Source organism: Campylobacter sp. JMF_08 NE1, from assembly GCF_027737875.1.
In the GTDB taxonomy this organism is placed as follows: Bacteria; Campylobacterota; Campylobacteria; order Campylobacterales; family Campylobacteraceae; genus Campylobacter_B.
The window spans coordinates 86,416-105,488 of record NZ_JAOVUC010000001.1 but is presented as its reverse complement, the minus strand read 5'-3'; the positions used below and the strand labels follow the sequence as shown (position 1 = coordinate 105,488).

At 41.7% G+C, this 19,073-nt stretch carries 21 protein-coding genes and 1 tRNA gene; 14 read left to right on the top strand and 8 right to left on the bottom strand.

Annotated features, from left to right (window positions below; translation table 11 throughout):
- Positions 1–12: 12 nt before the first annotated feature.
- The 8 genes from OFN91_RS00545 to OFN91_RS00510 all read right to left on the bottom strand — a co-directional run bounded on the left by OFN91_RS00545 (position 13) and on the right by OFN91_RS00510 (position 6,678).
- A complete protein-coding gene (locus OFN91_RS00545; RefSeq protein ID WP_270872877.1) occupies positions 13–1,878 on the bottom strand; it encodes an iron ABC transporter permease in 1,866 nt (621 codons plus the stop codon).
- Positions 1,871–2,818 carry an ABC transporter substrate-binding protein gene (locus OFN91_RS00540; protein WP_270872876.1) on the bottom strand — a complete coding sequence of 316 codons (948 nt, stop codon included), beginning with the start codon at positions 2,816–2,818 and terminating at the stop codon, positions 1,871–1,873. The genes OFN91_RS00545 and OFN91_RS00540 overlap by 8 nt, the downstream gene beginning before the upstream one ends.
- A complete protein-coding gene (locus OFN91_RS00535; protein ID WP_270872875.1) occupies positions 2,818–3,582 on the bottom strand; it encodes an ABC transporter ATP-binding protein in 765 nt (254 codons plus the stop codon). The genes OFN91_RS00540 and OFN91_RS00535 overlap by 1 nt, the downstream gene beginning before the upstream one ends.
- Before the next feature lie 143 nt (positions 3,583–3,725).
- Positions 3,726–4,442 carry an arginyltransferase gene (locus OFN91_RS00530; RefSeq protein ID WP_270872874.1) on the bottom strand — a complete coding sequence of 239 codons (717 nt, stop codon included), beginning with the start codon at positions 4,440–4,442 and terminating at the stop codon, positions 3,726–3,728.
- Positions 4,442–4,666, bottom strand: a complete 225-nt coding sequence (locus OFN91_RS00525) for a hypothetical protein (protein ID WP_270859463.1) — start codon at positions 4,664–4,666, stop codon at positions 4,442–4,444. The genes OFN91_RS00530 and OFN91_RS00525 overlap by 1 nt, the downstream gene beginning before the upstream one ends.
- 9 nt (positions 4,667–4,675) lie before the next feature.
- Positions 4,676–6,106 (bottom strand): acetyl-CoA carboxylase subunit A, encoded by a 1,431-nt coding sequence (locus OFN91_RS00520; protein ID WP_270862426.1) that lies wholly within the window; start codon positions 6,104–6,106, stop codon positions 4,676–4,678.
- A 104-nt stretch (positions 6,107–6,210) separates the two neighbouring features.
- A tRNA-Leu gene (locus OFN91_RS00515) sits at positions 6,211–6,297 on the bottom strand.
- Positions 6,298–6,381: 84 nt separating this feature from the next.
- Positions 6,382–6,678 carry an HU family DNA-binding protein gene (locus OFN91_RS00510; protein WP_270859461.1) on the bottom strand — a complete coding sequence of 99 codons (297 nt, stop codon included), beginning with the start codon at positions 6,676–6,678 and terminating at the stop codon, positions 6,382–6,384.
- Positions 6,679–6,932: 254 nt separating this feature from the next.
- Here OFN91_RS00510 and OFN91_RS00505 point away from each other — a divergent pair, with 254 nt between their 5' ends.
- The 14 genes from OFN91_RS00505 (at position 6,933) to OFN91_RS00440 (ending at position 19,066) form a co-directional block, all read left to right on the top strand.
- Complete coding sequence (locus OFN91_RS00505; RefSeq protein ID WP_270859460.1) at positions 6,933–7,613, top strand: response regulator transcription factor; 681 nt, start codon at positions 6,933–6,935, stop codon at positions 7,611–7,613.
- Between the two features lie 16 nt (positions 7,614–7,629).
- Positions 7,630–8,865, top strand: a complete 1,236-nt coding sequence (locus OFN91_RS00500) for an ArsS family sensor histidine kinase (protein ID WP_270872873.1) — start codon at positions 7,630–7,632, stop codon at positions 8,863–8,865.
- Between the two features lie 51 nt (positions 8,866–8,916).
- A complete protein-coding gene (locus OFN91_RS00495) occupies positions 8,917–9,300 on the top strand; it encodes a c-type cytochrome (protein ID WP_270864475.1) in 384 nt (127 codons plus the stop codon).
- The gene (gene hemL / locus OFN91_RS00490; protein WP_270872872.1) at positions 9,284–10,555 is read left to right on the top strand and encodes a glutamate-1-semialdehyde 2,1-aminomutase; all 1,272 of its coding nucleotides are present in this window, start codon (positions 9,284–9,286) and stop codon (positions 10,553–10,555) included. The genes OFN91_RS00495 and hemL overlap by 17 nt, the downstream gene beginning before the upstream one ends.
- Positions 10,556–10,578: 23 nt before the next feature.
- Positions 10,579–10,875 carry an AtpZ/AtpI family protein gene (locus OFN91_RS00485; RefSeq protein WP_270859456.1) on the top strand — a complete coding sequence of 99 codons (297 nt, stop codon included), beginning with the start codon at positions 10,579–10,581 and terminating at the stop codon, positions 10,873–10,875.
- A complete protein-coding gene (locus OFN91_RS00480) occupies positions 10,872–11,315 on the top strand; it encodes a hypothetical protein (RefSeq protein ID WP_270872871.1) in 444 nt (147 codons plus the stop codon). The genes OFN91_RS00485 and OFN91_RS00480 overlap by 4 nt, the downstream gene beginning before the upstream one ends.
- 608 nt (positions 11,316–11,923) lie before the next feature.
- Complete coding sequence (locus OFN91_RS00475; protein WP_270872870.1) at positions 11,924–12,982, top strand: quinone-dependent dihydroorotate dehydrogenase; 1,059 nt, start codon at positions 11,924–11,926, stop codon at positions 12,980–12,982.
- Positions 12,983–12,989: 7 nt separating this feature from the next.
- Entirely contained in the window at positions 12,990–14,243 is a 1,254-nt protein-coding gene (locus OFN91_RS00470; protein ID WP_270872869.1) for a M16 family metallopeptidase, read from the top strand.
- Positions 14,236–15,132, top strand: a complete 897-nt coding sequence (gene dapA, locus OFN91_RS00465; RefSeq protein ID WP_270859452.1) for a 4-hydroxy-tetrahydrodipicolinate synthase — start codon at positions 14,236–14,238, stop codon at positions 15,130–15,132. Before OFN91_RS00470 ends, dapA begins: the two co-directional genes overlap by 8 nt.
- A complete protein-coding gene (locus OFN91_RS00460) occupies positions 15,132–15,920 on the top strand; it encodes an enoyl-ACP reductase (RefSeq protein ID WP_270868015.1) in 789 nt (262 codons plus the stop codon). The genes dapA and OFN91_RS00460 overlap by 1 nt, the downstream gene beginning before the upstream one ends.
- Positions 15,921–15,934: 14 nt before the next feature.
- Complete coding sequence (pgsA, locus tag OFN91_RS00455) at positions 15,935–16,507, top strand: CDP-diacylglycerol--glycerol-3-phosphate 3-phosphatidyltransferase (RefSeq protein ID WP_270859450.1); 573 nt, start codon at positions 15,935–15,937, stop codon at positions 16,505–16,507.
- A gap of 3 nt (positions 16,508–16,510) precedes the next feature.
- Complete coding sequence (rseP, locus tag OFN91_RS00450; protein WP_270872868.1) at positions 16,511–17,629, top strand: RIP metalloprotease RseP; 1,119 nt, start codon at positions 16,511–16,513, stop codon at positions 17,627–17,629.
- Positions 17,626–18,270 carry a YggS family pyridoxal phosphate-dependent enzyme gene (locus tag OFN91_RS00445; protein WP_270872867.1) on the top strand — a complete coding sequence of 215 codons (645 nt, stop codon included), beginning with the start codon at positions 17,626–17,628 and terminating at the stop codon, positions 18,268–18,270. The genes rseP and OFN91_RS00445 overlap by 4 nt, the downstream gene beginning before the upstream one ends.
- Positions 18,271–18,394: 124 nt before the next feature.
- A complete protein-coding gene (locus tag OFN91_RS00440; RefSeq protein WP_270872866.1) occupies positions 18,395–19,066 on the top strand; it encodes a hypothetical protein in 672 nt (223 codons plus the stop codon).
- Positions 19,067–19,073: the final 7 nt, after the last annotated feature.

The window sequence follows — 19,073 nt, the reverse complement described above, 5'->3', positions numbered from 1 at the left end:
GATTAAAATTGATTAAATTTTTCTTGCAATCCATAGAAAATAAAGGCTTCCGATTATCGTAGCGACCACGCCACAAGGTATTTCGTAAGGAAAAATCAAATTCCTACCCAAAAAATCCGCCACGCTCATTATCAAAGCCCCGATTAGCGCACTTGCCATGAGCCCAGCACCCGTTTTGCGAAAGCCCAAAAATTTCGCCAAATGTGGCGCGATAAGCCCCACAAAACTCACTGGCCCCACGCAAAGTGCGCTAAAAGCCGACAATACGGCGCAAAATACAAACAAAATTGTTTTAAATTTGAAAATATCCACGCCCACGCTACTAGCGCACACATCGCCTAGGCTTAAAATCGTAATTTCTCTTTGAAATCTCATCACCACGCCAAAGCTAATCACGCAAAGCATCGCCAAAAGCAAAACCTGCGAAAAAGTCGTAGAATAGGTACTTCCAGCGCTGTATGAGATAAAATCATAAATCCTGCTATCCCCGCTAAAAAGCAAAATTTTCTCCACCGCGCTCACAAAGGCACTCACCGCAATCGCGCTTAAAATCACGCGCATTGGGATCATGCCACTTCTTGCATTTATCGCCAAAATAAAGCCCAAAACCACCAACGCCCCAAATACACCAAAAACAAAGCCAAGCGCAGGCGCGAAAAACATCGAAGCAAGCACGCCAAGGCTCACGCCAGAACTAATGCCAAGAAGCTCGGGCGAGGCCATGTCGTTGCGGGTTAGGCTCTGTAAAATATAGCCACAAACAGCCAAAATTCCGCCACAAAACAAGGCTGTGAAAACGCGGTTTATGCGCAGAGCAAAAATCTCGCGCGAAAATTCGCCATAAAATAGACAAAACGCCACGAAAACAGCCAAAATTCCGCCAAGAAATGGCAAATTTAAATACTTCGCCCTTTCGCGAATTTCGTTTTTAGCGCCGTTCCCTGCGTTTGCGTCCTTTGTGGCGCAGTGTATGAGCCACAAAAACATCGGCGCACCCAAAAATGCGCAGATTGCACCCGCAGGAAGCGAAATTTGGGTTAAATTTTGTAGTATTATGAGCCCTGCGTCGCAAATTCCAAGTATCAAAGCCCCCAAAATGGCACAAAAAATCGCTTTTTTGACAAACGAGCTAAATTTCAGCTGATTTGTGAGATAACTCGCCCCAAGTCCCACAAATGCGATAATCCCGCAATGCGCCACCGCCACAGCGGTAAAATACGCACCCAGCACAAAGCCTATAATTCGCACCAAAACGACATTTAGCCCAAGCGATTTTGCCGCGCTATCGCCAAGCCCAAAGAGCCAAAACGAACGCGCAAAAGCTAGTGTTACAACTAGGGCTGGAAGCGATAAAATCGCCATTGTGCGCAGGTTTGCGTAGCCGTTTTGGGCCAAATCGCCACTTAGCCAAACCGTGATAAAATAGCTTTCATCTTTAAAAAATATCAAAAGTAGCGCGCTTAGTGCGCCAAAGACTAGCCCTATGATTAGACCGCACAGCGTCGCGCTAAATGCGCTAAACTCGCGCGTATTTGTGAGCGCGAACAAAAGCCCAAGTCCGATGAGCGCGCCCACAAACGCACTTAGCGTGGTGCCAAGAGCAGGCGCGAACAGCCCCAAAAACAGCACCCCAAAGGCGCTTGACGCGCTTACGCCACTGGTGCTATCACTCGCTAATGGATTGTGCGTAATAGCGCAAAGCAAAAGCGATGAAAGCGAAAGAAGCGCACCGCAAAGAAGAGCCGTCAAAATGCGTGGCAGGGTGGAATTTAGTACCACAAGAGTGCGAATTTCGCCTAAATTCGCGTGTGCGCCAAGAAGTGAAATGGCGCAGAGTATCGCAAAAATGAGCGTTAAGATTGGTAGAGTTTTATTCATTTGCGCTCTTTTGCGAAATTTTAGAATTTGGCGAATTTGATAAATTTGCCAAATTTGGCGAAATTTCTAAATTTTGCGAAATTTTGGAATTCTCTAAATTTGCCTCATTTTTTAAAATTTCACTCAGCAAATTTGCAAATTTTTGCATACTTAGCCACGCACCAGCACTCCACACAGCCTCTATTTGCGCGCGGTTTTGCAAAATTTGCAAATTTTTATAAATCCCATTTGAGGCGATTTGCGAGTTTATATCAACCCTGTTTGGCTCGATTATGACGAGCTTTGCACCCTGCTCCACCTCATAAAGTGCGCTTACATGGGCACTCGCGATACCCCAAAGATTATATGATAAATTTTTTGGAGCCAAATTTGTAATCCCAAGTTTAGCCAAAACCACGCCATACAGGCTGTTTGCGCCATAAATCCTAATGTGAGCCGCGTCGATAAACTGCACGACTAAAACAGGCGTTGTGAAATTTTCTAGCTCTTTTTTCTTTTTTTCGAAAAATTCGTTATTTTTGGCAAGTAAAATTTTCGCCCTCTCTTCGCAATCCAAAATTTTCGCCACTTCCAAAATAGCCTCGTTTAGGTTGTCTTCCAAATTTCCGCCTTTGTAAATATCGACAATGCGGGTTTTGGCGTATTTTGAAATGGTTTTTTCGTGCCCCGCAAAAAACGATGGCAAAAGCACGAAATCAGGCTTCAAAGCTATTATCATCTCCAAACTCGGCTGGTTTCTAAGCCCCAAATCTAGGGTATTTGCACCACTACCTAGCCCACCACCCCAGAGCATAAAACTCTGCTTTTCGGCCATTGCGATTGGCTCGTGTCCTAAAAACTCCAAAATCTCCGCCACGCTCCAATCCAGCGCGATTATACGCGATTTTTCGCCACCAAATACTGCGCCGAAAATTAAAAATAAAAAAATAACCGCTCTCATTAAAACATCGCCGTTAATAAATTTGTCTTTGGGTGCGCGATTATATGGGCATTTACGCCGTAAATTTCTTTGATTTTTTCTGCGCTCATAGCCTCGCTAGATGGGCAGTTTAGTATCAGCTCGCCACCTTTTAGCGCGATGATTTTATCGCAGTGCGAACAGGCTAAATTTATGTCGTGAATCACGATGATGACGCATTTGCCAAGCTCTTTTGCCATTTTTTTGATTAGCGCCATGATGCTTAGCTGGTGCGCGATATCTAGGGGCGCTAATGGCTCGTCAAGTAGCAAAAAATCGCTTTCTTGCGCGAGTAGCATGGCTAGGAAAATACGCGATTTCTCGCCACCGCTTAGTGTGGAGACGATCTGGTCTTTGAATTTGAGCGTATCTGTGATTTGTAAGCACTTGGTGGCGATTTTGGCGTCGTTTTCTTTGTCCGTAAAATACCTGCCCCCGTGCGCGTATCTGCCCGCCATAACTAGCTCCAAGCCCGTCAAATGAGAAGCGTCTGGTAAAATTTGGGGCAAATAAGCAACACTTTTGGCAAATTCTTTTTTTGCGTAATCTTCGATTTTTTTGCCATTTAGCGAAATTTCGCCACTTTGATTTTTGATTTGTGCGGCTAAAAGCTTGATAAGCGTGGATTTGCCGGAGCCATTGTGCCCCACGAGAGCGTAAAATTCGCCCTTTGCAAACTCTAAATTTATGTTATTTAAAATTTTTTTATTTTGTATTTGGTAATTTAGATTACTAGTTTTTAACACGATGATAATATCCATTATTAAAATAAAAGATAGATATTATCAAAAATTTAATAAATTTAAACTAAATATTTAACAATTATTATCAAAAGCCATATCAATTTAAAATTTCAAAAATGATAAAGTATAGCAAAACCTGCCCTACTCTACTCCCATAAACTGGGCTCCTGCGGGTCTGTATAACTGGATAAAATTTGATATGGCTGGTAGTCAAATTTGTATTTTAGGCTCGGACACTCACGCACTGCATAACCCAAATATATCCAGCGCAGATTAAATTTTTTCGCGATTTCAATCTGCTTTAAAAGTGAAAATTTCCCAAGGCTAAGATCGCTTCTGTATGGGTCGTAATAGCAATAAATCGAGCTTATCCCATCTTCGACAATGTCGATCAAATCGACGCAAATCAGCCTATCAAACTCATCGTAATACGAAATTTCCTTGCCGAAATTTCCATATCCCTCCACATAAATTTCATAGTATTTCTCAGGCGTGATATTTTGGCGTGGCCAGCCCTTTTTTTCGCTCATATAGTTGTGATAAATTTCAAAAAGCTCCAAATGCTCGCCGTCTAAAATCGGCGCTGAAAAGCCAAGCGTGGTTTTTTCGTTTTTTTTATAAACTCTGCGGTGTGATTTGGAAAATTTGAAATTTCTCGCATCTACTCTCAGGCTTTTACACTCATCGCAACCCGCACAAATGGGCTTTTGGAAGTAATTCCCAAAGCGTCTGTATCCGTGAGTGACTAAATTTGAATTATAAGAATATGAGGCGTTTTTGACAAAAATGTATTCATTTCTAGCTGATTTTCCCTGCAAATACGGGCAGGGAAAATTGAGCGTGCAAAATGGAATTTCAAGCATTAAATTTTTCTAATATTTGCGTTTTCGATATATTTCAAAAACTCGTCTTTTAGCCGATTTTCACGCGCACTCACGCTCTCATCGCCTAAATCCTCATCTTTGAAAATATCTTTAAATTCATCGCGATTTGGGTTTGGTTTTGGCTTAGGTTTGGGTGGATTTTTCGCCTTTTCTTCTTTAATCATATCTTTTTTTATGCTATTTAGCGATTCTAAAAAATCCATTTGCGCTCCCTAAATTTCGGCTTCTCGCATAGCAGAAGCGATTGCAGCGACGACTTCGGTTTTTTTCGTATCGAAATCGTCCTTGGTGTTTGCCAAAATTTTGTCCAAATTTTTCTCGACATAGCTCGTATCGAAAAATCCCAGTCTAAACTCACGCGATTTGCTGATCGAGAGCAAAAATGGGATTATCGTGCGCACACCCTCTATGCGAAACTCCTTCAATGCCCTTTCTAGCTTATTTACCGCCAAGTCATAATCTGTCGTTTTGATAATGAGTTTAGCTAAAAGCGAGTCATAAAATGGTGGAATTTTATAGCCTTTGTAAATATGGCTATCCACGCGCACGCTAGGTCCCAAAGCTGGGTAATAATCCTCGACTTTGCCAGGTGCTGGGGTGAAATTTTTCCATACATTTTCGGCTGTAATTCTCGCCTCAATCGCGTAACCGCGCGGTTTGATATCGCTTTGTTCGAGCTCTAAAATTTCGCCATTTGCGATACGAATCTGGCGCACGACGATATCCACACCGGTGATTTCCTCGGTGATTCCGTGCTCTACTTGGATTCTGGTATTCATCTCCATAAAATAGAAGTTGTTGTAATCATCGAGCAAAAACTCCACAGTGCCGACATTTGAGTAATTCACGGCCTTAGCTGCGGCTACTGCGGTGATACCCATGGTCTTGCGCAAATGCTCGCTAATCGACGGGCACGGGGCGATTTCGATGATTTTTTGGTGACGGCGTTGGATTGAGCAATCGCGCTCGCAAAGGTGGATAATGTTGCCGTAATTATCGCCGATGATTTGAAACTCGATATGGCGCGGATTGACGACGAGTTTTTCCATAAAAACTTCATCGTTGTTAAAATACGCCTTCGCCTCTCTGGTGCAGGATTCAAACGCCGCTTCCATATCCTCTTCGCTCCAAACTTCGCGGATTCCACGCCCTCCGCCGCCGCCGCTTGATTTCAAAATCACCGGATAGCCGATTTTGCGGGCGTATTCTTTGATAGTCTCCATTGATTCGTTGTTTAATTTTTCGGTGCCTGGCACGATAGGAATACCATTTTTGCGCATTAAATAGCGAGCGATGTTTTTATTACCCATTTTGCGGATAACTTCTGGTTTTGGACCGATAAAGATAATCCCAGCATCCTCGACCTCTTTTGCAAAATCATAATTCTCACTCAAAAATCCATATCCAGGGTGGATAGCGTCCGCACCGCTTGCTTTGGCTATTTCTACGATTTTTTTAGCGTCCAAATACCCAGTAAGTGGCTCTGTACCGACCTCATAGGCCTCATCAGCAATTTTAACATGCAAGCAGTCTTTGTCGGGCTCGGTGTAAATCGCTATACTTTTTATGTGCAAATCTCTACATGCTCTAATAACCCTAACCGCGATTTCACCGCGATTTGCTATGAGAATTTTATGTATCATACTAAAACACCTTTTTGTAAAAATAATATTGCGTATGATAGTATAAAAAATGTTATATCAAGTTGAAATTTAGGGGAAAAAGTCAAAATTTTAAAGGATTTTAGTGGTGCCCAGAGCCGGAATCGAACCGGCACGGAGTTGCCTCCGCCAGATTTTGAGTCTGGTGCGTCTACCAATTTCACCACCTGGGCTTAAATTAAAAATCGAGATTATACAAAAATTTGATTAAAATAAAATTAAGCCCCAAAATTTTGGGGCTTAAAGAGTAAGAAAAATTATTTTTTCTTTTTAGCTTTTGAAGCAGCAACAGCCTCTTTAAGTTGTTTGCCAACTTTAAATTTAACTACTTTTGTAGCAGGTGATTTGTAAGTTTTGTTTGTGCCAGGAACTTTGCCTTCACGAGCAGCACGCTCAGCAATGCTAAAAGAACCAAAGCCAATGAAACTAATCTCATCGCCTTTAACTAATAGCTCTTTAATTGTTTCAAGAGCTTTATCTACTACTGCTGTAGTATCTTTTTTGCTTTGTCCTGCTTTTTCAGCAACAATACTGATAAAATCAGCTTTTTTCATAGAGTATCCTTTGTGATAAAGTGTAACGGCGACCATTTTACAATACTTTGATAAAAATTTCAATAGAATTTTGCGAATTTTTCGCCAAATTTGGCAAAATTTCACGAAATTTGGCAAAATTTTGCCCATTTTCACACTATTTGAAAAATAAATTTTTCATTTTTTCCCAAATTTACACAAATTTAGCCGCTAAAATTTTTTATAATCTTAAATTTGATATAATGCGCCCAAAATTTTAAATTTAAGGTAAAAAGATGACAAAAATTTTAATGATAGAAGATGATTTGGAATTGGCTGAAATTTTAAGCGAATACTTAGAACAATACGAAATCGACATTACCGTCGCAGATGACCCATTTATCGGACTTTCGAAGCTTAAATTAGAAAATTTCAACCTCGTGATTTTAGACCTAACGCTTCCTGGCATGGACGGGCTCGAAGTCTGCAAAGAAATCCGCAAAACCTCGAATTTACCGATTATCATTTCTAGTGCGCGCCACGATTTGACCGATAAAATCAATGCCTTTGATTTCGGCGCAGATGATTATCTACCAAAACCATACAACCCCCAAGAGCTCCTAGCCCGCATTAAACGCCATGTCGAGCGCTACAACACAGGCTCGATTAAACAAAGTGGCGAAAAAACAAACAAAGACATCGTGGTAGATGATTTTTCGCACATTATCACCTTTAAAGGTCAGCCTTTATCGCTGACGGTCGCTGAATACGATGTCCTCTCATATCTAGTCAAAAAAGAAGGCGGAGCAATCACGCGCGAAGAGCTCATTTACAATAGCTCCTCAATCAGCGAAGAATCCTCGCCAAAAAGCATAGATGTCATCGTCGGTCGTATCAGGGTCAAGCTTGGCGAAACCTCCAAGACACCGCAATATATCCACGCAATCAGGGGCGTGGGATACAAGCTCGTGCAATAAATTTTGAAATTTAAATATGAAATTTAGATCTTCGATTTTTTATACCATTACATTTATTTTCGCGCTTGCGACGATTGGCGTATCGCTCGCACTCATTTGGCTTATCGGATATGATAAACAAAACTACACCAGAGAGCTAAACACAAAATACTCCATAGTCGCGCGCTCGCACCTATACCAGATGAGCAGGCTCATCTCACAAAACGAATTCCAAAGACAAATCGCAAATTTCGAATTTGCTAGCATTAATGACGAAAATTTTATAAAGCAATTAACCGAAAATGGCGAAATTTTAGACAGCATTTCGGCTGATATCGGCTCGGCTGATATTATAATGTATAACCGCAAACACTACCTCAAAATCACCCACGCCAACGAGGTTAGAATTTTAAATGACAAAGAATACCAACCATATCGCTACGATATTTTTAGAGCGATTTATGGCGGAATTTTGGCGATTATTTTGCTCGCATACATTTTTATTATACGCAAAATCAAACCACTTCGCAAGCTAAAACGCCAAATCGACAAATTTGCCACAGGCGATTTAAATATCGCAAATGTCGCCACAGGCACAGACGAAATCTCCGAGGTTTCGCGCGCGTTTTACGGCGCAGTTACGCAGATTAACAAACTAAACGAATCGCGCCACCTATTTTTGCGAAACATCATGCACGAGCTAAAAACGCCCATTACCAAAGGCCGCATAACCGTCGAAATGATCGAAAAAAACAAATACCAAGAGCGCTTGTTATCGGTGTTTGAAAGGCTAGAAGATTTGATTAACGAATTTGCCGCAGTCGAGAGGGCGACTTCTGGGATTCCGCTTGGAGAACGCGGAATTTACTCAGCCAAAGAAATCATAAACGAAGCCCTAAAAATCGCAATGATAGGCGAAAATTTAGTAACCATAAATGCGCCAGAGGATTTAAAATTTAATGTAGATTTGAAGCTGTTTTCAATCGCTGTGAAAAATCTAATCGACAACGCAATCAAATACTCCACCGACCGCCATGTCATCATAAATGTCGGAGAAACCTTCGATTTCATCAGCAATTCGCCAGAGTTAGAGCAGGATTTCGAGCATTACAAAGAGGCATTTTCCAAGGGCTCAAACGCCAAACAAAGCTTCGGTCTTGGGCTATACATCGTCGATAATATCGCCAAATCGCATGGTTTAGCCTTTAAATACCGCAGAGAAAATGGAACAAATATCTTTTATTTTGATAATATGAGTGAAATTTTACTCTAAATTTTAAGGCGATTTGATATATGATTGCAAAATTTTTTAAAAAGTGAGTTTATGCGAAATTTAATATTTTTACTAGCATTTTTCGGTGTTTGTTTGTGTGCAGAGAGCTTCATCACAGATGAAGAATACGGAGCCATGCTCTATCAAAACCCCCGTGGAATCGGCTGCGATAAGTGCCACGGCGAGCGTGGCGAGGGACAGCTCATCGCAAAATATGAGGAATTTAACCGCTCAAATGAAACCTACTACGAAAAATCCCTTTTCGCGCCCAAAATCAACACCCTTTCACTGCAAGAATTAGCCGACGGAATCGGCGCTAGCAAGGACATTATGCCAAGCTATTTTCTTACAAAAGACGAAATTATCATTATTTATAAATATTTAAAAGCCAAAAATCAAACCCAAAAAAAGGACGAAAATGACAAACAAAACTGAATTTGCAAAGGCTATGAAATTTATCCCAGGTGGCGTTGATTCGCCTGTTCGCGCATTTGGAAGCGTAGGTGGCGAGCCATTTATGGTAAAAAAGGGCAAAGGCGCGTATATCTACGATGTCGAGGGCAGAAAATACCTTGATTTCGTGCAAAGCTGGGGTCCGCTGATTTTCGGACACGCTGATAAAGATATCCAAAAAGCGGTTTGCGATGCAGCAAAATTTGGACTAAGTTTTGGCGCACCAAGCCCGCTAGAAACGAAACTTGCTAAGCTTGTTTTAGATAAATTTCCGTTTTTGGATAAAATTCGCTTCACTAGCAGTGGCACAGAGGCTACAATGAGCGCAATCCGCCTAGCGCGCGCTTACAGCGGAAAAGACGGCATAATAAAATTCGCTGGTTGCTACCACGGACACAGCGACTCGCTTTTGGTCAAGGCAGGTTCAGGGGCTACTACATTTGGATATTCAAGCAGTGCTGGCGTGCCAGAAGATATCGTTAAAAACACATTTGTGGCTGTTTATAACGATATCCAAAGCGTCAAAGCAATTGTAGAAGCCAATGATATCGGCACCATAATCATCGAACCAATCGCTGGAAATATGGGCTTAGTGCCTGCAAAAGCCGAATTTTTAAGCGAACTTCGCAAAATTTGCGACGAGAAAAAAATCGTGCTAATCATAGACGAGGTAATGAGCGGATTTCGCGCTAGTGCGCGCGGAAGCTACGATGTATATGGCATAGAGGGCGATATCGTAACCTTTGGCAAGGTAATCGGTGGCGGTATGAGCGTGGCAGCCTTTGCAGGAAAATCTGAAATCATGGATCTAATCAGCCCTCTTGGCGGTGTTTATCAAGCAGGCACGCTAAGTGGAAACCCAGTGGCGATGGCGGCTGGAATTGCGAGTTTGAGTAAAATTTATGCTAAGAAAAATTTATACAAAGATTTAAATTCACTCGCCAAACGCTTCATAAACGGCCTTAGCAAAGCCGCCAAAAAGCATGGTATCGCGCTTCAAACAGCCTGCGTGGGAAGTATGTTTGGGTATTTTTTCAACGAAAATGAGGTGAATAACTACGACGACGCGCTCAAATCCGACACTAAGCGTTTTGCGAAATTTCACCGCGAAATGATAAAACGGGGCGTATTTTTGGCGCCAAGTCAGTTCGAAACTGGCTTTATTTGCGAGGCAATGAGCAAAAAAGATATAGATTTTGCCATAAAAATGGCCGATGAAGCAATGGCAAATTTGTAAATTTTGAAATTTAAGGCGAGGTTATGAAATACACAAAAAACCTGCACAAGGTCGTCCCGGTCGCATACGATGTGAGCCTTGGGATTTCGATAGTCGTCGCAATCGCCATTGGCGTGGGGCTTGGGCTGTGGCTCAAATCCCTAACCGGCTCGTTAATCGTGTTTTGGGTTTGCGTGTGCTTTGGTATAGCTGCGGCGTTTTTAAATGTCTATAAGGCGTTTAAGGGGCTAAACGAAAGCCTCAAAGAGCTTGAAGACGATCCCAAATACAAGGCCGCAAAAGAGAATTTCGACGATGATGATTGGGACGAAAAAGAGTGAAAAAAGAAATTTTAAAAATCTACTTGATTTTTGATTTTCTACTCCTTGCGCTTGGGGGCTTACTTTGCGCTTTTGGGGCGAAATTTGCCCCATTTTTCGCTAGTTCGCAACTCGGATTTTTCTGCTCGCTTGCGGTTGTGTTTTTTTCGCACAGAGCCTACGCACTGCGCCTCGAAGATGAAATTCGCTCTGGCAAATACGACAAAATCGCTAACGATGAATTTGATGATGAAAATTTGGCCGAGCCCAAAAAAAGCGCGGTCAAATCAAATTTTGCCACCGCATTTTTTTCGCCATTTAAAATTTTATCTTACGCTGCGCTAATTTTTGGAATTTGGCTTTTGGCTAAATTTGGACTTTTAAACCCGCTTGCACTAATGCTTGGCGTAAGCGTAATCCCGCTAGGCACGCTCGTTTTTGCGTTTTGTAATAAAAACTAAAATTTTACTCTACAATTGCAAAGAAATGCGAAGCATTTCCGTAAAAATAAAACCAGCTAAATTTAAAGCGAAGCTTTAAATTTAGCCACTTCTAAGGTTTTACAGGGGTGGGGGTTGGTAAGGGGGAGGGTAGCGTCTCCTAAAAAGCGCGCCCTCCCCCTTACGGAGAATTTCACGGCGCAGGTTAAATTCAAAAAATAATTCAATGCTAAATTTAGGTTGAATTCCGAATTTAAATTTTACTGGATTGCTTCGCTCGTTACACTCGCTCGCAATGACACAGAATTTGCATTTTGGTAATTTTCGCTCGTAGATTGACTTCGCCTACGGCTCGTCCAAATGCCCCTTCGCTTCGCTCATTTTGCTTCGCTTTCTGCGAAAGCTTGCAATGACAAATTGTGCGCAAAACTTGCTAATCTGTCATTGCGAGATTTACGAAGTAAATCGAAGCAATCTACGAATTTAAAATTCCCGCCGCTAAATTTGCAAAATTACCGACCCGAAATTTTAAAAAACAAAAACAATCAAAACTACACAAATTTGGCTAAAAATATAAAGAATTATTAATTCAAATTTCGCTAAAATGATGAGTTTTGAAAAGGAATTTTATGGATTACAACACGCTAAAAAAAATATTTTTTAAATTTCAGCCAGAAACTGCACACCATATCGCAGAATTGGGGCTTTGCACACTAAGCGCAGTTCCGTTTGGACTGGAAATTTTAGCCAAAAATACAACTTACAAAGATGAAATTCTAAATCAAAAAATCTGGGGGTTAAATTTCGAAAATCCGCTTGGAATCGCCGGTGGATTTGATAAAAACGCAACCATGCTAGCCCCACTTTACGCCCTTGGATTCGGGCATGCTGAGTTTGGGACATTTACGCCAAAACCCCAACCCGGCAACGCCAAACCGCGCCTTTTTCGCCTAGTCGAAGAAGAAAGTATCCAAAACGCAATGGGCTTTAACAACGAGGGCGCCGAGGCTATCGCAGAGCGCGTGCGCAAAATTTACCCAGCCAAATTTCCGCTTGTCGCAAACATTGGCAAAAACAAAATCACGCCAAACGAAAACGCTCTAAGCGATTATGAAATTTTAACTCGCAAATTTGAGAGTCTTTGCGATATTTTCGAAATCAACATTAGCTCGCCAAATACGCCAAATTTGCGCGCTTTGCAAGATGAAAGTTTCATAAAAGAAATTTTATCTATGATGAGAGAGATTACCAAAAAACCAATAATTTTAAAAATCGCCCCCGATATGAGCGCGCAAAAGGCCGTGTCGCTATGCTCATGCGCCGTGAAAGCTGGGGCAGATGCCCTGCTAGTAAATAACACTAGCATTGATTATTCGCTAACGCCAAAGGCAAGGGATTTTGGCGGAATTAGCGGCAGGTTAATCACGCAAAAATCGCGCGAACTTTTCCGCGCAGTATCTAGCGAGCTATTTGGCAAAGCAGTGCTGATTAGCTGTGGTGGTATCAGCGACGGTAAAGAGGCCTACACCCGCATAAAAGACGGCGCAAGCCTAGTGCAAATTTTCACAAGTTTTATTTTCAAAGGCCCTAAAATAGCCTATAATATCAACTCCGAGTTAGCTTCACTCTTGCGCCAAGACGGCCTTTCAAATATCACAGAAGCAATCGGTTTAAATTTAAAAAAATGAGGTTTTTATGTTTGCAAAATTCAATAAAATCACGCTAGAAAACGGCTTAGCCGTCTATCACATACCGGTAAATTTAGGTAGCAATGTCATCAGCGTCGATCTATTTTACGATGTGGGCTCAAAGGACGAAGTCATGGGCAAAAGTGGCATAGCCCACATGCTCGAACACCTAAATTTCAAATCCACAAAAAATCGCAAAGCTGGCGAATTTGACGCCATTGTAAAAGGTTTTGGTGGCGTAAATAACGCAAGCACAGGCTTTGATTTCACGCACTATTTCATCAAATGCGAGCGCTCAAATCTAGCCACCTGCCTCGATTTATACGCAGATATCATGGAAAATTTAAAGCTCGAAGAGAGCGAGTTTTTGCCAGAGCGAAATGTGGTTTTAGAAGAGAGGCTTTGGCGCACGGATAACGATCCATTTGGGTATCTGTTTTTTAGGCTGTATAACAGCGCCTTTGTTTATCACCCATATCACTGGACACCGATTGGATTTAGAAGCGATATAGAGGGCTGGAAAATCGAGGATATCAGGGAATTTCACGCTAAATTTTATAATCCAAACAACGCGGCACTGCTAATCAGTGGCGATATCGATGAAAAAAGCGCGTTTGAGCTAGCCAAAAAGAGCTTTTCGCACATCAAAAATCGCTGCGAAAAATCGCATGTTTGCGCGCCAGAACCAGAGCAAGATGGCGCTAGATTTAATCTCATACACAAAGACTCTCATGTCCAAATCGTGGCAACCGCCTTTAAAATCCCGCCATTTAACCACGCTGACGCAGCCAGCATAAACGCTCTTTGCGACTATCTTGGCGGTATGAAAAGCTCGCTTTTGCAACGAATTTTAGTCGATGAGAAAAAGCTAGCCAACCAAATCGATGTCTATAATCTAGCCAGCAAACATGAAAATTTAATGATAATTTTCGGCGTTTGCAACGCTGGGATTAGCGGCGAGAGGCTAAGAGATGAAATTTTTGCTATCTTAGAAAACGCAAAAAATTCTCAAATCAGCGACGATGAAATCACAAAACTCAAAAATTCAGCCAAATCAAGCCTAATTTACTCCATGGATAGCGCTAGCAAGGTGGCTAGCATTTATGGCTCATATATCATCAGAGGCGATTTGGACGCGCTGTTTAGACTCCAAAGCGATATCGAAAACATCTCAGCGCAAAATTTAAACGAAACTATGAAAAAATATCTCAAATTTAAAAATTCAACCACATTGATTTTACGAAAGGAAAACGATGAATAAAAATGTAATTATCGGTTCAATGACCGCATTAATCACGCCGTTTAAAGACGGCAAACTTGACGAGCAAACCTACGCCAAACTCATAAAACGCCAAATCGATAACGGCATAAATGTCCTAGTCCCTGTCGGTACCACAGGCGAGAGCGCCACATTGACCCACGATGAGCACAAAGTCTGCATAGAAATCGCAGTCGATACCTGCAAAAACACAGGCGTCAAAGTCCTAGCAGGTGCCGGCTCAAACGCCACGCACGAGGCTGTGGATTTAGCCAAATTCGCGCAAGCGCATGGGGCTGATGGAATACTCTCTGTCGCGCCATACTACAACAAACCGACCCAAAAAGGCTTGTATCTGCACTACAAAGAGATTGCAAACTCTATCGAAATTCCAGTGCTTTTATACAATGTCCCGGGTAGAACAGGGTGTAATATCGACACAGAAACCATAATCAAGCTTTTTAACGATTGCGACAACATTTACGGCGTAAAAGAGGCAAGTGGCAGTATCGATAAATGCGTGGATTTGCTAGCGCACGAGCCGAAACTAAGCGTGATTAGTGGCGAAGACGCGATAAACTACCCTATCCTATCAAACGGCGGAAAGGGCGTCATCTCAGTAACTGCAAATTTATTGCCTGATTATATTTCAAAGCTCGTAAATTTCGGACTAAATAGCGATTATATCAAGGCAAAAGAGATCAATGATGATTTGTATGCTATAAACAAAATTCTCTTTTGCGAAAGCAACCCAATCCCGATAAAAGCGGCAATGTATATCGCTGGGCTAATGCCAGCTTTGGAGTATCGCTTGCCACTTTGCGAGCCTAGCAAGGAAAATTTAGCTAAAATTGAAGCTGTTATGAAACAATACAATATCAAAGGATTTTAATGATAGAAACTATCAACGAATTTAAAGGAAAAACCCTAGTAATCAGCGGTGGAACGCGTGGAATCGGTCGCGCGATTGTTTTGGAATTCGCCAAAGTTGGCGCAAATGTCGCCTTTACCTACAACTCAAACGAAGAGTTAGCCAAAACCCAAGCAGCGGAGTTAGAAAAGGAATTTGGCATTAAAGCAAGGGCGTACGGCTTAAATATCTTAGAGCCAGAGACCTACAAAGAGCTATTTGAAAAGATCGATGCAGATTTTGATAGAGTGGATTTTTTCATCTCAAATGCCATTATTTCGGGTCGCGCGGTGGCTGGTGGATACACTAAATTTATGAAGCTAAAACCACGCGGGATTAACAATATCTTTACCGCGACAGTAAATGCCTTTGTCGTGGGCTCGCAAGAAGCAGCCAAACGCATGGAAAAGGTAGGTGGTGGCAGTATAATCAGCCTAAGTTCGACTGGAAATTTAGTCTATATCGAGCATTACTCAGGACACGGCACTGCAAAAGCGGCAGTTGAGGCTATGGCAAGATACGCTGCAACCGAGCTTGGCGAGAAAAATATCCGCGTAAATGTCGTAAGTGGCGGACCAATCGAAACAGACGCGCTAAGAGCTTTTACGAATTATGAGGAAGTGCGCGACAAAACAGCCGAGCTAAGCCCGCTTAATCGCATGGGACAGCCGACAGATTTAGCAGGTGCGTGCCTATTTTTGTGTTCAAGCAAGGCTAGTTGGGTTACAGGTCATACATTTATCGTCGATGGCGGAACAACTTTTAAATAAAATTTGGAAAAAATATGTGGAATTTACCAAATATATTAGCAATTTTTAGGGTTCTACTAGCGCCTTTGTTTTTTTATCTCATTTTGCTTGCTGGCAATGCCGATAGTAGCGGTATGGTTGGCGCGGTGCATGTCAGCTGGATAAACTACTTCGCCGCCCTAACCTTCGTAATCGCCTCCGTGACGGACTTTTTCGACGGATTTATCGCTAGAAGCTGGAATCAAATCACCAAATTTGGTGGTATCATCGATCCTCTGGCTGATAAAATGCTAACCTTGGCTGGATTTTTAGGGCTTATGTATATTGATAGAGCGAGCCCATGGGCTGTGTATCTAATCCTAATCCGCGAGTTTTTTATCACAGGTTTTCGCACGGTTATGGTGAGCGAAAATATCAGCGTCTCAGCCTCAATGGCAGGCAAGGTAAAAACGGTGTCGCAAATGTTTGCCATAGGATTTTTGACAATGCAGTGGAGTGGTGGAAATTTCTTGCTATGGCTCGCAGTGGCACTCACGCTGTATTCGGGACTAGAATACATTTTGGCCTACGCTAAAAATCACAAAAAAAATGCAAAAGCAACGGAGTGATGTTTGAAAAGCATACTTTTAACCATAGGAATTTTGCTTTGTGGATTGTATTTTTACGGGTTACATTTTTTTGTAACGATTTTAGCCATTAGCTTTTTGATATTTTTCCACGAGCTTGGCCATTTTAGCGTTGCACGCCTGCTTGGCGTGGGCGTAAATGTATTTAGCGTGGGCTTTGGCGAGAAAATTTACACCAAACAAATCGGCGCGACACAGTATTGCATAAGCGCAATCCCGCTTGGCGGATATGTCAGCCTAAAAGGTCAAGAGGATTTGGACCCAAGTGCGAAAAATTTCGACCCCGATAGCTACAACACCAAAGGCCCGCTAGCGCGCATTGCCATACTTGTGGCTGGGCCTGCGTTTAATATAATTTTGGCGTTTTTAATCTACATTAGCCTAGGCTATATCGGCGTAGAGCGTATCGCGCCAATCGTAGGCGCAGTGAGCGAAAACTCAGCCGCACAAAACGCCGGAATTATGGTCGGCGATGAAATTTTATCAATAAATGGCGCGCAAATCAGAGAGTGGGACGATATCTCCAAAAATGTCGTAGCTGGGGATTTAAGCCTACAAATCAAGCGCGCAGGTAAAATCAAAAACCTAAATTTAACCCCGAAAATGGGCGAGAAACTAAACATTTGGCGAGAGCGTATCCAAACTCCACTAATAGGAATTTCTCCTGGAAAAGAGCCCAAATATATCACGCTCTATCACACGGGCGCTAGCTCGCTAAGTTTTGCGCTAGATGAGACAATCCAATCGAGCAAAATCATCTTGGTGGGGCTCGAAAAACTAGTCTCAGGCGTCGTTTCTCCTAAGGAAATGGGCGGAATCGTCGCTATCACCGATATCACGACTAAGGCCGTAAGCTACGGAGCTTCGGTAGTTTTGCTCCTTGTTGCGCTGATTTCTGTGAATTTGGGCATAATAAATCTCTTCCCAATCCCAGCTCTTGATGGCGGACATATTTTGTTTAACCTAATCGAGCTTGTGTTTCGCCGCCCAGTGCCAGAGAAGGTTTTCGTCGGCGCTAGCTACGCTGGAATCGCGATTTTGGCAATGCTGATGATTTTTACGATAGTAAATGACTTCGCGCGCATGCTAGGATTTTATCAATGAATCTAGCGCAAATTTTAGAGCGCATAGACAGCGCAAAAATTTCATCAGGCGCGCAGAGCGTGCGTCTAATCGCTGTGAGCAAAAATGTAGATACTGACGCGGTGGAAAATCTCTACTCGCAGGGGCAAATCGAATTTGGCGAAAACCGCGTCCAAGAGATGAAGCGAAAATGCGAAATTTTAAGCGACCTGCCCCTAAAATGGCACTTCATCGGCTCACTGCAAAGTAATAAAATAAATCATTTGCTCTCGCTTCGCCCTGCGTTGTGGCAAAGTTGCAACTCTTATGAGCTTGCTACTGCTGTGAATAAACGGCTAAATTTCACGCTAGATACGCTTTTGGAGATAAACTCAGCTAGCGAAAGTAGCAAAAGTGGGCTTGAAATTTCGCGCGCGATTGATGAGTTTTTGCAGATAAAAGAGAGTTGCAAAAATCTAAATTTATGCGGCGTGATGAGTATCGGCGCGCACTCAGACGATGAGCGCGAAATACAAAAAAGCTTTGAAATTACCTATAAAATTTTTGAAAATCTACGACCGCACGGCGCGCAAATCTGCTCAATGGGCATGAGCGATGACTTTGAACTAGCCATAAAATGCGGGTCAAATATGGTCAGGCTCGGGCGGATTTTGTATATTTAATAAAATTTCGGACATGAAATCAGCGATAGTAGAGATTAAGCGGGATTTGTTTCGCATTTAGTGTCAAATTGGATTATGGCTCTTTTAGTATTAGAGCCATAATCCACATTTTAAAAGAGTATCAATGGAAAATAAAGAAACAAAATTACTAAATTTGCATAAAAAAATCAAAAAATATAACTACTATTTTTTGATTTTTACATTGCTAGTTTCATTACAAATTTTTGTCTTACCAAACAACATTGTAGAAAAATTTCCTATTTTGAATACTTTTATAAAATTTATGAAATCTCATTTTGAAATCGTAAATTATTCATACGAAAATTTGCCGACTTTTGTTACATTTTATCTATGCGAAATGAGCCTACTCGGTCTAATTTATGGCGCTTGTTGCTTCATTTATGCTATTTATTTTCTGGGTTTTCATTATGATTTTTGGATAAAATGCAAAAGAGTAGATGACCCCAGCATATTTTTACACGAAAACAAATCCGCCCCAGATCAATTTATCACTTTGATTTTACGACCAGGCGAATTTTCTGGTTTGCTCATCAAAAATAGATTTCTATTTTTGGTTTCTCTATCGTTTCTTCTGCTTATGTGTTATGATCTTATAGAAATAAAAAACAAAAAAGGTTATTTTAATAGCTCAGAAATTCCGAAATTAGAAAATTTGGATTTTTTCATCTTTGGAATTTTTTATGGTTTTGGATTGATTTGGTTTTGTATTGCTATATTTGGTGCTATTTTTGGAATTATTACTTCCTTTATTATTGATTTTAAGCGATTAGATTAAAAATGTC

Coding starts and splice junctions, on each gene's coding strand:
- OFN91_RS00510 (WP_270859461.1), bottom strand. CDS start 6,678: ATGAAAAAAGCTGATTTTATCAGTATTGTTGCTGAAAAAGCAGGACAA.
- OFN91_RS00525 (WP_270859463.1), bottom strand. CDS start 4,666: ATGGATTTTTTAGAATCGCTAAATAGCATAAAAAAAGATATGATTAAA.
- OFN91_RS00445 (WP_270872867.1), top strand. CDS start 17,626: ATGAATCTAGCGCAAATTTTAGAGCGCATAGACAGCGCAAAAATTTCA.
- pgsA (WP_270859450.1), top strand. CDS start 15,935: ATGTGGAATTTACCAAATATATTAGCAATTTTTAGGGTTCTACTAGCG.
- OFN91_RS00495 (WP_270864475.1), top strand. CDS start 8,917: ATGCGAAATTTAATATTTTTACTAGCATTTTTCGGTGTTTGTTTGTGT.
- OFN91_RS00530 (WP_270872874.1), bottom strand. CDS start 4,442: ATGCTTGAAATTCCATTTTGCACGCTCAATTTTCCCTGCCCGTATTTG.
- OFN91_RS00475 (WP_270872870.1), top strand. CDS start 11,924: ATGGATTACAACACGCTAAAAAAAATATTTTTTAAATTTCAGCCAGAA.
- OFN91_RS00540 (WP_270872876.1), bottom strand. CDS start 2,818: ATGAGAGCGGTTATTTTTTTATTTTTAATTTTCGGCGCAGTATTTGGT.
- OFN91_RS00470 (WP_270872869.1), top strand. CDS start 12,990: ATGTTTGCAAAATTCAATAAAATCACGCTAGAAAACGGCTTAGCCGTC.
- OFN91_RS00460 (WP_270868015.1), top strand. CDS start 15,132: ATGATAGAAACTATCAACGAATTTAAAGGAAAAACCCTAGTAATCAGC.
- OFN91_RS00485 (WP_270859456.1), top strand. CDS start 10,579: ATGAAATACACAAAAAACCTGCACAAGGTCGTCCCGGTCGCATACGAT.
- dapA (WP_270859452.1), top strand. CDS start 14,236: ATGAATAAAAATGTAATTATCGGTTCAATGACCGCATTAATCACGCCG.
- OFN91_RS00545 (WP_270872877.1), bottom strand. CDS start 1,878: ATGAATAAAACTCTACCAATCTTAACGCTCATTTTTGCGATACTCTGC.
- OFN91_RS00505 (WP_270859460.1), top strand. CDS start 6,933: ATGACAAAAATTTTAATGATAGAAGATGATTTGGAATTGGCTGAAATT.
- hemL (WP_270872872.1), top strand. CDS start 9,284: ATGACAAACAAAACTGAATTTGCAAAGGCTATGAAATTTATCCCAGGT.
- OFN91_RS00500 (WP_270872873.1), top strand. CDS start 7,630: ATGAAATTTAGATCTTCGATTTTTTATACCATTACATTTATTTTCGCG.
- OFN91_RS00520 (WP_270862426.1), bottom strand. CDS start 6,106: ATGATACATAAAATTCTCATAGCAAATCGCGGTGAAATCGCGGTTAGG.
- OFN91_RS00440 (WP_270872866.1), top strand. CDS start 18,395: ATGGAAAATAAAGAAACAAAATTACTAAATTTGCATAAAAAAATCAAA.